We start from the raw sequence: 13403 nt of genomic DNA, 5'->3' as shown, positions 1-13403 counted from the left end.
CACGTCACTTCTTCCGAACTCAACTCGGTGGCAGGTCGTCGCATGCCGCAAGCTACCAATTGCGCACTATACGCTTACTTCTGTATGGCTACTTAGTTGAGCCGGAGCTTTTCACGCCCGATGACGACGGCCAACAGGACTTCACTACCCTTACGTACACCCTCGACCAGCCCGGTTACGCGGGCTCCGTTACAATTTATGACGCCCAAGGACGCCTTACGCGTCGTCTGGTGCGCAACGAAACCCTTCCTACCACGGGCTTCTGGCAGTGGAATGGCCTTACCGATCAGGGACAGAAAGCAGCTATTGGCTACTACATACTACTCGTGGAGTTGTTTCGAGCCAGCAGCGGAGAGAAACGCGAATACCGCAAAACCGTGGTAGTAGGCACCAGATTCTAGCTAAGCAGTGCGCCTTTCGCAAGGCTGCGGCCCGGCAGTAGCTAGTGAAGTGTTGACCATGCTGCTGCCGACCACGTAGTAGTATGGTGCTGAGAGGGTCCAAGTGCCAAAAGTGCCCACTGCTGGCGCCAGCTTACAGCACGGCACGGAGGGGCATTTACGCTACCTGAGTAGGTGCCTGTGCTGTGCCATGTGGCGTGGGTAATTCGCGCTGGCAATACAGCCTTTTTAGCTACAGGTATGCTACTTCTAAAAGTAGGTTAAAAGATAGATACTGCTGAGGTAAACAGCTCAACTATAACTAATTAATTGAGTAAAAAATTGAAACTCAGCAATATCCTTTGTCATGCATGCGCGTAAGGAAAGGCATCATTCTCCACATAATGTCTTTTACCCATGAAAGTAATATCACCCCGCGTGCACGGCATGCTCGACTATGGCACCATTGCCTTGTTTGCCTTAGCTCCTACGCTGTTCAATTTTGATGGTCCGTACGCTACGGCCTGCTACGTGCTGGCTGCCGGCTACCTGCTTATCACCCTGATGACGGATTTTCCTCTTGGTATCTTCCGCATGATTCCCTTCCCCATGCACGGTGGCCTTGAGCTTGTGAGCGGCTTAGCCCTGCTGGCAGTGCCGTTCTTGTTCGGCTTCCACGATGACAACCACGAAGCACGTAACTTCTTCATGGGAATGGGTATTCTGTTTCTGGGTTCGTGGCTGCTGACCGACTGGCGAGCTGATACGCATACCCACACCAACCCTCGCAACTCAATGATGCCAAACCACCAGCACTAAGTGCTGGCAGATAGGCCAACGAAACGCCTGGTAGCTTCGTGCTGCCAGGTGTTTTTTATGAGGTGGAAGTTGCTGATTACGAGAAGGTCGACAGTATCCTTGCTGCGGCTGAGCCGTATCAAAGGATATCCACCTTAACACTGTCTAGCTATGAAATTCCTTTCCCCCGCCGCACATGGCGTTGTTGATGTTCTGTTTATTACCATCTTGGCAATGGCGCCTATCATGTTCGATTTGCAGCCTGCTATAGATGTAGCCTGCTACGTATTGGCCGGCGGCTATTTGGTCATTACTCTGCTTACCGATTTTAAGCTAGGCCTGTTCCGGGTGATTCCGTTTCCCGTGCACGGCTGGCTCGACTTGCTTACTGGTATTGCCCTATTGGCCGCGCCCCTGCTGTTTCAGTTTCCGGCTGCCAGCTCCGAGCGAAACTTGTTCTGGGTGCTCGGGCTGGTTTCGGTAGTCACTTGGTTTATCACCGACTGGAAAAAACAGTCGCGCAGCCTTATGACCGACGAAGGCTAAGCTGACGGCAGTAGCTACCTTACGCGCACGGCCCGCTGTTCACTCTGGAACAGCGGGCCGTGCGGTTTCTGGCGGTACGTGGTCTGAGCCTTACCGTCGGAAGGAAAAACCAATGAAGAATTCCTGGTCCATTTCCTTGCTGAGAGCTAGGTGGGTACCAAAGTCAAACTGCAGGTTCTCCGTGACGGTGAAGATGGGGGCCACGTTGATGGAGGAGCGCCAACCCGTATGCTCGGCATCCCAGCGCGTTACGCCTTCTACCAGGAAGCTGAATACATTGGTAAACTCGTGGTCGATGGCAATGGAAGGCATCACTTGCAGGTAGTGCTTGCCCTGCTCTCGGTCGTAGTTCATATCCGATTCTACCTGCAAATCTAGGTTCCACTTGTGGGGCAGTTCCAAATTCACGGGCACAATCAGGCCGCCTTCCACGGCCCCGCTGCCGGCTTTGCCGCCCGTGGGCAAGCGCGTGTAAGCTACTACGGCCATAGCAATCGGGCCATCTTGGTCGTCGCCGAGGAAGTTGTGCTTCAACCGCACATTCACGTCCCCGAAACCCCGGCTACGCTGCCAGTTGGTCTCGCCCGCTTGGCGTTCCTTGGTTACTTTGTATAGGGGTACTTCCAGCTGCAAATCGGTGCGGCGCGTCAAACCCAGCTTGAAGGTAGTGTAGGCAGCTTTCCACTCTCGATTGTGGGTACCTTCTTCGCGGCTATTAATAAGGCGCAGGGCATCCGATTCCATCTGAAAGTGGCCCGCATCTACGGTAAACGGGCTTTCCGTTACGCCGGGGCGGTCGGGGCGGAGTGGGCGGAGCCGGTTGCGCGGTACTGGATGAAACAAGTCAAAGTGAGCCGAGTCGTAGGGACTAGGCTTGGGGGCATCTTGGGCCGCTAGCTGCAATGGCAGCAGCAAGCACGGCAATAGCAAACGTGCGTAAGAAGGGAGCATAGCATGAGGGGAAAAGGAGAGTAAAAGAGCGTATTTCGCCCCCTACGGAAACGCGCGTAAGCCGGCCTAGAACAGTAGGTTGATTTTTGCGTTGAAGTTGCGCCCTTGGTTGTAAATGCCTCGCCGCCCAGTAGGAGAGCTGGCGTAGTACTCAAAGTATTTCAGCCGGTTAAGGTGAGATTGGTAGGTGGTGTTGAAGGCGTTATCGAGCTGCAAAAAAAGTTGTAGCCACTCGCGCTGGCTGGGGCCTTTCACTAGTCCTACCCCCGTACCTAAGCCCAGCAACGCGTATCCTGCGGTGCGAGTTTCGGTATTGTCTACGGCGTAAAACCGGTTTTGCGGAGCATGGTAGTCGAGCACGGCCCGCACGTAAGGCTGGGTGAAGCGGCGCCACCTGCGTTGGCTGGTCAGGCGCACTTCGGAGCGGGTATGTAAGGGCGGAATCAGAGGCAGGTACTTGGCGGCTGCGCCGTTTGCTTCCAGCAGGGCTGCTTCCTTATTTACCCCCGTTACGTAGGCCAAGCTATTGTTGAACGCCAACGCGGGCCAAGCGCGCGGGTGCAGATTTACGGTGACTTCGGCCCCGTAGAGCTGGGCGCGCCCCTGCTGGTATTGGTAGGTAGCATTGCCGGGCACCACTACCACGGGCTGCCCATCGGGGCCGGTGAGGCGGGCTTGGTAGATGTAATTGTCGATGTTGTTGAGGAAACCACTGACGCTTACTTCCGCATCGGGAAGGTAAGCGCTAAGGCCTAGGTCTTCCTGCAAGCCGAACTCAGGCCCAAACGTGCGGTTGCCGAGGTACACAATGTGGGCGCCGGGGTCCAGGCCATTGGAGCCCACTTCCGTGATGTTGGGGGCCCGGTAGCCGCGGGCTACGTTGGCGCGCAGCAGCAGACGCTCAGAAAGGTTGTAGGTAGCGCCCACGCTGGCGGAGATGCCGCGGTACGTGGTGCGGAAGGCGGCGAACTGCGGGTCGGCTCCTGTGCTAGTCGCCACCTGTTGGGCCCAGCCCGTGGTGGAGTCGAGGCGCACGTAGAAATCGGGCCAGCGTAGCACCCGGGTGTCGTACCGCACTCCTCCCGAGAGGTCCAACTTGCCAAACGTCTTTTTCAGGAACACATAACCACCCACGTCAAATAAGGAGTAGTTGGGGATAGGGAAATCGGTGGCGTCGCGGTTTGTATTGGTTTGATACATTCCATTCAAGCCCACGGTAGTTTCCAGGCCCAGCCACGTGGGCGCGGCGTAGCGCACGTCGTAGGTATAGGTGTTCAGGGCTACTGCCAGGCCCGCTTGCTGCGGTGCCAGCGGGTGGTTGTACTCCCGGCGTAGGTTGTGCTGAATGCCAAACAGCGTGTGCAACTCCCCATTCCCTAAATGCCAGCGCGTGCGGCTTAGGAGGCGGTAGTGTTGGATGTGCTGATGCAACGGATTGATGCGGTACATAGCCAAGTCGGGGGCCGAAACCAGCGGCCGGTTCTTTAGGTCATCCTGGTCGCCTTCGGCTACCTGCCGGGTAAAGCGCCGGCTTAAGGAGTCGCGGCTGCCGTCGGGTATTTCCTGGAGGTTGTCGTAGAGGGTGGCAGTAAGTTGTGTAGACCCCCACCGCTTTTCTACCCCAACTGTGGCCGTGGCATGTAGCTCCCGGAAGGCGGTGCCGTACACCCGGCCTTCCAAGGCATTGCGGTAGGCTTGCGCCAAGCGGTAGGAGCCGCGGGCCCCGTACTGCCAGCCATTGTGCGCATAGCGCAGGCCCACGGAGGTCCCTAGTAAGTGGTTATTGGTTTGGTACTCCATCAGCGCATCGCCGTGCACGTGGCCGTCGGCCTCCGAGGACAGGCGCGGCAACATGTTTATAACTCCCGCCACCGCATCAGAACCGTACATCAGGCTAGCCGGTCCCTTCACCACCTCAATCCGGTCGATGTCGTATTGGTCGATTTCAATGCCGTGCTCATCGCCCCACTGCTGCCCTTCTTGGCGCAGGCCGTTGTAGAGAGTGAGTACGCGGTTGTAGCCCAGCCCCCGAATGAAAGGCTTGGAAATATTGGGGCCCGTGGTAACGGCACTAAGGCCCGGTACACCTTTCACCGCCGCGTCAATCACGTTGCCAGTGCTGTTGAGGTTCACTTCGCGGCGCGTGAGGACGGCAATGGGCACGGGGCTGCGCCGGATTTCTGTCGCCCGCGACACGCCCGTAACCACTACTTCGCTCAGAGCGGCAGGGGTAGCCACTAGGCGGGCGTTGATTTCCGTGGCCTGCCCGGCTCGTACGGCCACGCGTTGCCGCTGAGCTTGGTACCCCATGCTGGAAAACACTAGCTCGTGTGTACCGGCGGGCACTTCCCGCAACTCGAAATAGCCTTGTGCCGTCGTGGCCGTTCCGAGGGCGGTGCCCGGTAGAGCCACCGTCGCTAACTCTAACGGCTTGCCATCGGCCAGCACTTGCCCCCGAATACTACCCGTTGCCGCTACTTGTGCCGAGACAACTAGACTTCTCAGAACCAGCATACATATCACTGCAATACAGTACGTGAGCCTCATGGATAATTGGATTTGGGGTGGAAGACGGAGGACAGAAGCAGAGAGGATTTAAACGAGGAGAAAAAAATATTTAGCCTCATCTAAAAGCATAGCCACAAAAAAGCGCCGCCCAGCTGGGTACGGCGCTTTTTACTTAGCCAAAAAACGTTTGGTACAGCAGATACAGGTTCAGTACGATGATGATGCCGGACACTACCCAGGCCGCCGCTTGCAGCCATGGCTTGTTCACGAACACTCCCATTTTTGCCTTACTACCAGTGAATACTACCAAAGGCACCACGGCAAAGCTAAGCTGCAAAGACAGGATTACTTGGCTGAGCACTAGCAACTCGCCCGTACCCTGCTCTCCGTATTTCAGCGCCACTATAAAGGCTGGAACTACGGCAATACCTCGGGTAATGAGTCGGCGTAGCCAGGGCTTGAGGTGAAGATCTAAGAAGCCTTCCATTACGATCTGGCCGGCAAGAGTGCCCGTGAGGGTAGAGTTCTGACCGGAAGCCAGCAGGGCAATGGCAAACACGGCAGAGGCAGCTCCGGCGCCCAGCACGGGGGCCAACAGCTTATGCGCGTCGCTGATGTCGGCTATATCGTGGTGCCCGTTCTGGTGAAACGCCGCCGCTGATGTTACCAGAATAGCCGCATTCACAAAGAAGGCCAGAAACAGCGCTACCGTGCTGTCGATGGTAGCAAACTTGATAGCCATACGCTTACCCGACTCAGTCTGCTCGATGGCGCGCGTTTGCACAATGCTGGAGTGCAGGTACAGGTTGTGCGGCATCACTGTGGCCCCCAAAATGCCAATGGCAATGTACAGCATGCGGGGCGTGGTAACGATTTCAGGCTGCGGTACTAGCCCACCTAGAATACCAAACCAGTCGGGCTTCGACACAATGATTTCGTATAGAAAGCACCCGAAGATGACCACAATAAGGCCCGCCACAATACTTTCCAGCACCCGGAAGCCCTTGCTTTGGAATAATAGCACCACCAGTACATCTAGGATAGTAAGGGTTACGCCCCAGGTAAGCGGTAGCCCAAACAGTAGATTTAGGGCAATGGCTGAACCGATGACTTCAGCTAGGTCGCAGGCTGCAATGGCTACCTCGCACAGCAACCATAGCACCCGTCCAACGGGCTTGGAGTAATGGTCGCGGCAAGCTTGGGCCAGGTCGCGCCCCGTCACGATGCCCAGCTTGGCTGCCAGGTGCTGGAGTAGCATGGCGAACAAGTTGGAAATCAGAATGACAGAAAGTAGCGTATACCCAAAGCGCGAGCCGCCTTCAAGGTCTGTGGCCCAGTTGCCAGGGTCCATGTAGCCCACGGCCACCATCAGCCCTGGGCCCCAGAAGGCCATCAGCTTGCGCCAAAAGGAAGCCGACTGTGCTGGCACGCGTACGGATGCAAATACTTCTTGTAACGAAGGCGCCGTACGAGCACGACGCCAGCCCGCAGGAGGAGGCGCGTTGGCCTCCGATACGGGAGTAGAAGGAGGTGATTTCAGAGCAGAAGGCATTGATTCAGTAGGAGTAGTATGCACAAGGTACGCAGATTTTAGGCTAGTCTAAATTTATTTTTAACGCAGTTTAACTACTGCGTTTGTTGTAAAAGGTTTCGGCCCCATAGTTGAAAGCCAGTTTTTTACTGGAATTTTGCCCCCCGCATCACGGTTTAGGCCCTATGTTTTCACCTCCCCTCAAAACTCGCTACGGCCTGCTTTCCCTAGTGGTTAGCGTGATACTGGTTGGCATTAAGTTTTACGCCTACCTGCTCACACGCTCCCAGGCCGTGCTTACGGATGCTCTAGAGTCCATTATTAACGTTGTGACCAGCGGGTTCGCCCTCTACAGCATTTACCTGGCTAGCCTTCCTAAGGACGAAAATCATCCATACGGCCACGGCAAGATTGAGTATCTGTCTATTGGCTTCGAAGGCGCTTTAATTTTGTCGGCCGGTGTATTTATTTTCCGTTCGGCAGTTACTGCCCTCATGCACCCGCACACGGTAGAGCGCCCCGACTGGGGTATGGGCTTGCTTGCCTTTACGGCCGTAGTCAACTTGGTGGTAGGCTTTGTGCTGGTGCGGGCTGGTCGCCGGCACAACTCAGTAGCACTGGTGGGCGACGGGCAGCATCTCTATCTAGACTCGGTTAGTACCTTAGTTTCGTGTCTGGCGCTGCTACTGGTAGTGTTTACCAATAACCCCGTGTATGACGCCGGGGCTGCATTGTTTCTGGGGGTATTTATTGTGGTGAATGGGTACCGCATGCTTCGCCGCTCCGTGTCGGGCCTGATGGATGAGTCGGACGTATCGACGGTGCAGCAGGTCATTGGTGAGCTGCAAGCGCACCGGCAGCCCGCGTGGATTGACGTGCACAACCTGCGGGTGCTGCGCTACGGTGCCGATTTGCACGTGGATTGCCACGTGACCATGCCCTACTACTTCACCCTAGAAGAAACCCACAACCAAGTGCATCGCATTGAGGAGTTTGTGCGGGAGCATTTTGAAGTAGTAGAGGTAGAAATGTTTGTGCACGCCGACCCCTGTACCTATGCCGCGTGCTCGCACTGCCACATGCCCGAGTGCCCGGTCCGGCAGCATCCCTTCGCCCAGGAAATCCCCTGGACGCTGGCTAACACCGTCAAGAACGAGCGTCACCTCTTAGTGAGTGAGGAGGTAGGTAGCAGCTAGCAGCCAATGCGAGCGAGTTCACATAGAAAAGGGCCGCTCCATTGGGGCGGCCCTTTTCTATGTGAACTCGCGTTGCCGGTAGGTATTAGTGTTCTAGTACTACGCGCTGCACAAAATGGCCGTCGGTGGTGGCTACTTGGGTGGAGTAGATGCCGGCTGGCAGGTTGGTGAGGGGTAGGGTAGTGGTGGTAGTACCTACTGCCATCTGGGTGGTGTACACTAACCGGCCTAGCGCATCGCGGAGTTCGGCCGTGGCAACTCTGCTGAGTGCCTTGGGTAGTTGGAGCGTTACGCTGTGCTGAGCTGGATTGGGCCACAGGCGCAACGGCATAGTTTTTTGCGCTACCGTTGCAGTAGGTACAAAGGCCAAGTTTTCCAGCACTAGAATTCGGTCGTCGGTAGGGCCAGGGGTAGCGCGGCCATCTTGATTGCTGGTGCCCACGTACACGCGCCCCTGCGGCGAGACGCAGATGGCCCGTAGTCGTCCAAAGGTGGTAAGGAAGGTTTGCTCGGGGCCCGCAACGGCATCCCCGGCGGCAGTGAGCGTGAGTTGCGTTAGCCGGGAAGCCTTAAGTGAAAGCATCAGCAGACTACCCTGCCAGGCAGGAATAGCTGATGAAGTATAGTAGGCCAGGCCGGATACACCCAAGGTGGGCGTCCAAACGGACAGGGGCTCGCGCACGTTGTTGGCGCTGCAAAACGCTTGCTCGGCCGACAGGTTGCAGAGGCCTTCTACCGTAGGCCAGCCGTAGTTGCGGTTGGCTTCAATCAGGTTCAGCTCGTCGTCGTTGTTGGGGCCGTGTTCCGAGCTGTACAGGCGGCCACTGGGGCTGCGCACTAGCCCTTGCGGGTTGCGGTGCCCCAGCGTATACACTGGGCTACCGGCCACGGGGTTGTCGGCCGGAATGGTGCCATCCAGGTTCAGACGCAAAATCTTTCCGTTGAGCGAAGCGCGGTTTTGCGCTTCCGGCTGCTGTTGGGCATCGCCCGTGGTCATGAGCAGGGTGCGGTCGGGGAGAATGAGTAGGCGAGATCCGCTATGCGTGCTGGTTGCGGGAATATTGCCCAGCAGCACAAGCGGTTGGCTGAGCGTGCCATTGGCGTATGTGAGGCGCACAAGCTTTTCTTTATAGCCATTATCGTTGTAATTGTACACCACATACACGTAGGGCGAGGTAGTAAAGTCGGGGTGCAAAGCCATGCCAAGCAAGCCCCCTTCGGAGCTAGTCACCACATCTGCCAGCGTAGTAAGGGGCGTAACGGCGCCCGTTGTGGGGTTGACGCGGCTAATGCGGCCTCCCCGCTCCGTCATCCAAATAAAGTTGTCGGGGCCCCATACAAGCTCCCAAGGCACTTGCAGGTTAGTTGTCAGGGCTGAAACCGTAACGGTGGTAGAGCCGGCTGCAAAAGTGCCCAGCACTGGCAGCGTTTGCGCAGAGGCTGCCCAAGCGCCTGTCAGTAAGATGGCCCCCAGTACTGCTGTAAACAGGTGTTTCATACGGATAAGAGGTTGAGATAAAAGACAAAAGGTAAACGAATTATTCGGGCGTACGGATGAGCGGCGCATGTAGGAAGTAGCCGTATCTTGCTTGGGTTGTCGACCCTTTGCTTTCTGTCATGTTTACCATCAGTACCGACCCAGCCCGCCTGGATGTAGCTACTATTCACCGCTACCTCTCCTACGATTCGTACTGGGCTCAGAACATTCCACTCGCCACCGTAGAACGGGCTATTGCTAATTCCCTCAATTTCGGTGCGTATACCGCCGACGGGCGCCAGGCTGCCTTTGCCCGCGTTGTTACGGACCGGGCTACGTTTGCCTGGCTGTGCGACGTATTTGTACTACCCGAATTTCAAGGCCAAGGCCTGAGTAAGCAGTTGATGGGCGCTGTATGGAGCCACCCTGAGCTGCAAGGATTGCGTCGTCATTTGCTAGCCACGTTAGACGCTCACAGCTTGTACCGGCAGTTCGGGTTTCAGGACTTGGCTACTCCAGAGCGCTACCTAGAGGTTAGGCGGGCTAACCCTTACGGTGTTCCTACTAAGAATTAGGACTCTTTATGAAGGTAGTTCGCTCGAGATAAGAACCAAATAGGAGTGGGTAACCTTACTTTTGTAGCCTATACCTAGATGCCAAGCGGCTTCCTTATTCGCTAGTCTCGTTGTTTGTATGAATACCACGTTGGTTACCCGCTGGCACCGCCTCACTACTTCCTTACTACCCGACGATACCCGGCGCACTACCACCTACCAACAGCTAGCGGCCGCCTACGATGGCTCCGACCGGCACTATCATTCCCTAAAGCACGTGCGCGCCCTGCTAGACAGCGCCGACCGGCATAAGGCCCTGCTGAAGGACGCAGAGGTCGTGCGCTTGGCCATTTGGTTTCATGATGCCGTGTACAGTACTCTGCGCGATGACAACGAAGCCCGCAGCGCGGCGTGGGCGTTAGAGTTCTTGGCTCACACCACGCTTTCGGAGGAGCGGCGCCAGCGCGTGGCCTTCTTTATTGAGCGCACCAAAGACCACACCCAGCCCCAGCCCGCTACCGACTCAGATTTGCTGTTCTTCTTAGATGCCGATCTGCAAATTTTAGGCGCTCCGGAGGCCGACTACTGGCAATATGCCCGCCAAGTGCGCCAGGAATACCGACTTGTGCCCGATTTCATGTACCGTCGCGGCCGCCGCAAGGTGCTGGAGAAGCTGCTGGCCGCTGCTACTTTATATCATACTCCCATCTTTCATGATAAGCTTGACACCCAAGCCCGCCGCAACCTCCAAGCGGAGCTACTGGCCTGGGAAAAAGGAGGGCTATAAAGGGTAGCTTGTCAATACTTCGTCAACTGGTTAGGCCTGAAAGGCAGGGGTAGAGGCATTGGCTAACTAAGAAGAAGGGGCAGCGCAGGCGTACTCCGTAGAGAGGTAGCATTGCCTACATCTTGCATACGCCAGGTGCCCGCTGTGCAACGCAGTAGTTAGGGCACTGTCCATTGGTTGCTGTGGCGTAAGTTGCGGCTCATACCACTATTCGTGCTTCTATGCAGAAACCTGTTCTCTTGCTGCTGGCCGCTGGTTCAGTGCTGCTGAGTGAAGTAGCCCAGGCCCAACAGTTGGCCCCGCTTACCGTCGATAAAATCATGCGCGACCCGGCGCAGTGGCTGGGCACATCTCCGTCCAACATCTATTGGGGCGAAGATGGAAAGCGTATTTACTTCAGTTGGAACCCCGAGAAAGCCCGGCGGGATTCTCTCTACAGCCTCAGCCCCGGCGGTGGTACTGCCCGGAAGGTGAGCGGGCGCGACCAGCGTGAGCTACCCGCTGCCACTGGCGAGTATGACCAGCGCTACACGCGGAAGGTGTACGAAAAGGACGGTGACATTTACGTGCTCGACCTGAAGACCCAACGCGTCCGGCGCGTGACCAATACGGCCGAGCGGGAGGCAGAGCCCCTTTTCGTATTGCAGGATCAGCTCATTAGCTACTCGCGTGGGGGCAACCTGTTCACCTGGAACCCAACTACTGGTGAGACAGTACAACGCACGGATTTTCGGAAGGGCTACAAGCCGGCCGATGCCGCTGCCGACAAAGCAGATAAGTTTCTGCGGGCCCAGCAGCTGGCTTTGTTTGACATCATTAAGCTGAAAGACCAAGATGCCAAGGCCCGGCAGCGCCAGCAAAAAGCCCTGGCTCGTTTGCGGCCTAAAGCCATTTGGTTGGGCCAGCAAACCGTGCGCAACCTGCGTCTAGCGCCTGATGGGCGCTACGTGACGTACACCCTGGTGCAAGAGCCCACCGCCGAGAAAGTAGCCTTGGTGCCCAACTTTGTTACGGCCTCGGGCTTCACCGAAGACATCAGCACGCGCACCAAGGTAGGCGCCGCCCAAACAGCTTACCAGCTAGGTCTGTACGACATTGGGCGCGACACCACTTTTGTGCTAGGCTACCGGGAACTGAAAGGCTTGGACGAACAACCCGCCTACCGCAAGGAGTACCAGCTAAAAGCCAAGGCCCCCGCCCCGGCCGATTCTGCAAAAGCCGCTACTGCCGCCAAAAAGGAAAAGCCGGCCAGTGAGCTACGGCGCGTGGTGCCCTTTGGGCCATTCTGGTCGGAAGATGGTCAACGGGCTTTCCTCGTCATTCGCTCCGCAGATAACAAGGACCGGTGGATTGTGGGCTTGGACCCCGCTACCCAAAAAATAACCCTCCTCGACCGCCAGCACGACGATGCCTGGATTAACGGCCCTGGTATTGGCTACGATGAAGGCAGCGTAGGCTGGCTGCCCGATAACCGCCGGATCTGGTTTCAGAGCGAAGAAACGGGCTACTCTCACTTGTACACGGTGGACGTAGTCAACAACCAAAAGAAGGCCCTGACCAGCGGCAAGTATGAGGTGCAGAAGGTGCAGCTCAGCCGAGACAAAAAGACGTGGTACCTCACGGCCAATAAAACGCACCCCGGTGAGCAGCACTTCTACCGGATGCCAGTAGCCGGCGGCACCATGACGCAGATTACAACCCTGCCCGGTGCCAGTGAAGTGACCCTCTCGCCCGACGAGAAAACGCTGGCCGTACGCTATAGCACGTCTAACACGCCCTGGGAACTGTACGTGATGGATAACAAGCCCGGCGCCAAAATGCGTCGCCTGACGCACAGCACTACCCCTGAGTTTGAAAGCTACGCGTGGCGTGCCCCGGAGGTCATTACTATTAAGGCCCGCGACGGTGCGGATGTGTACGCGCGCCTATACCGCCCGGCTACTCCGCAGGCGCAAGGTCCGGCTGTTGTGTTTGTGCACGGTGCGGGCTACCTCCAGAATGCGCACAAGTGGTGGAGCTCTTATTTCCGCGAGTACATGTTCCACAATCTACTGGTAGACAAAGGCTATACCGTGCTCGATATTGACTACCGTGGCTCGGCAGGCTACGGCCGCGACGTGCGCACGGGCATCTACCGCTACATGGGGGGCAAAGACCTCACCGACCAAGTAGATGGAGCCAAGCTATTGACGGATAAATACGGTGTCAGCCCCCAGCGCATCGGTATTTACGGCGGTAGCTACGGGGGCTTCATCACGCTGATGGCCATGTTCACGCAGCCAGATGTATTCAAGGCCGGTGCCGCCCTGCGCTCTGTCACGGACTGGGCGCACTACAACCACGGCTATACCGACAATATTCTCAACGAACCCTACAACGACAGCATAGCTTACGCCCGTTCGTCGCCCATCTACTACGCCAATGGTTTAAAAGGCCACCTGCTCATGTGCCACGGCATGGTCGATACCAATGTGCACTTCCAAGACATCGTGCGCCTTTCGCAACGTCTTATTGAGTTGAAAAAGGAAAACTGGGAGTTAGCCGTATATCCCGTGGAAAACCATGGCTTCGAGGAGCCCTCTTCTTGGACGGACGAATACAAGCGCATTCTCAAGCTATTCGAAACCAACCTAAACCCCCAGACTACAACGCCAACAAGTGCAGGTGGGCAGTAG

11 protein-coding genes are annotated in these 13403 nt (G+C 56.7%); 7 read left to right on the top strand and 4 right to left on the bottom strand.

Features of this window, described 5'->3' with window-relative positions; genetic code table 11:
- The 3 genes from CHB83_RS07185 to CHB83_RS07175 form a co-directional block, all read left to right on the top strand.
- Positions 1-401 (top strand): FlgD immunoglobulin-like domain containing protein (locus CHB83_RS07185; protein WP_317044782.1); only part of this gene is annotated, 401 nt, incomplete at its 5' end.
- Positions 402-797: 396 nt separating this feature from the next.
- On the top strand, positions 798-1199 hold the full coding sequence (locus CHB83_RS07180; RefSeq protein WP_089332123.1) for an SPW repeat domain-containing protein: 402 nt from the start codon (positions 798-800) through the stop codon (positions 1197-1199).
- Between the two features lie 150 nt (positions 1200-1349).
- A complete protein-coding gene (locus CHB83_RS07175) occupies positions 1350-1724 on the top strand; it encodes a hypothetical protein (RefSeq protein ID WP_089332122.1) in 375 nt (124 codons plus the stop codon).
- A 90-nt stretch (positions 1725-1814) separates the two neighbouring features.
- Here CHB83_RS07175 and CHB83_RS07170 read toward each other — a convergent pair whose 3' ends face one another.
- The 3 genes from CHB83_RS07170 to CHB83_RS07160 all read right to left on the bottom strand — a co-directional run bounded on the left by CHB83_RS07170 (position 1815) and on the right by CHB83_RS07160 (position 6735).
- On the bottom strand, positions 1815-2675 hold the full coding sequence (locus CHB83_RS07170; RefSeq protein ID WP_089332121.1) for a transporter: 861 nt from the start codon (positions 2673-2675) through the stop codon (positions 1815-1817).
- A gap of 66 nt (positions 2676-2741) precedes the next feature.
- Entirely contained in the window at positions 2742-5189 is a 2448-nt protein-coding gene (locus CHB83_RS07165; RefSeq protein ID WP_245855296.1) for a TonB-dependent receptor, read from the bottom strand.
- A 166-nt stretch (positions 5190-5355) separates the two neighbouring features.
- Positions 5356-6735, bottom strand: coding sequence for an Nramp family divalent metal transporter (locus CHB83_RS07160; RefSeq protein WP_089332119.1), 1380 nt, complete (start codon positions 6733-6735; stop codon positions 5356-5358).
- A 164-nt stretch (positions 6736-6899) separates the two neighbouring features.
- Between CHB83_RS07160 and CHB83_RS07155 the strand changes: the two genes are divergently transcribed.
- Positions 6900-7910 (top strand): cation diffusion facilitator family transporter, encoded by a 1011-nt coding sequence (locus CHB83_RS07155; protein WP_089332118.1) that lies wholly within the window; start codon positions 6900-6902, stop codon positions 7908-7910.
- Between the two features lie 85 nt (positions 7911-7995).
- On the opposite strand, the gene CHB83_RS07150 is transcribed toward CHB83_RS07155, so the two are convergent.
- On the bottom strand, positions 7996-9408 hold the full coding sequence (locus CHB83_RS07150) for a PQQ-dependent sugar dehydrogenase (protein WP_089332117.1): 1413 nt from the start codon (positions 9406-9408) through the stop codon (positions 7996-7998).
- A 119-nt stretch (positions 9409-9527) separates the two neighbouring features.
- Here CHB83_RS07150 and CHB83_RS07145 point away from each other — a divergent pair, with 119 nt between their 5' ends.
- The 3 genes from CHB83_RS07145 to CHB83_RS07135 all read left to right on the top strand — a co-directional run bounded on the left by CHB83_RS07145 (position 9528) and on the right by CHB83_RS07135 (position 13403).
- Positions 9528-9962 (top strand): GNAT family N-acetyltransferase, encoded by a 435-nt coding sequence (locus CHB83_RS07145; protein WP_089332116.1) that lies wholly within the window; start codon positions 9528-9530, stop codon positions 9960-9962.
- Positions 9963-10080: 118 nt separating this feature from the next.
- On the top strand, positions 10081-10728 hold the full coding sequence (locus CHB83_RS07140; RefSeq protein ID WP_045689692.1) for an HD domain-containing protein: 648 nt from the start codon (positions 10081-10083) through the stop codon (positions 10726-10728).
- A 221-nt stretch (positions 10729-10949) separates the two neighbouring features.
- Complete coding sequence (locus CHB83_RS07135; protein WP_045689691.1) at positions 10950-13403, top strand: S9 family peptidase; 2454 nt, start codon at positions 10950-10952, stop codon at positions 13401-13403.

It is taken from the genome of Hymenobacter mucosus (genome assembly GCF_900188255.1).
GTDB lineage: Bacteria > Bacteroidota > Bacteroidia > Cytophagales > Hymenobacteraceae > Hymenobacter > Hymenobacter mucosus.
Note: the sequence above shows the minus strand (reverse complement) of the source record. Positions and strands in the feature narration are given on the sequence as shown.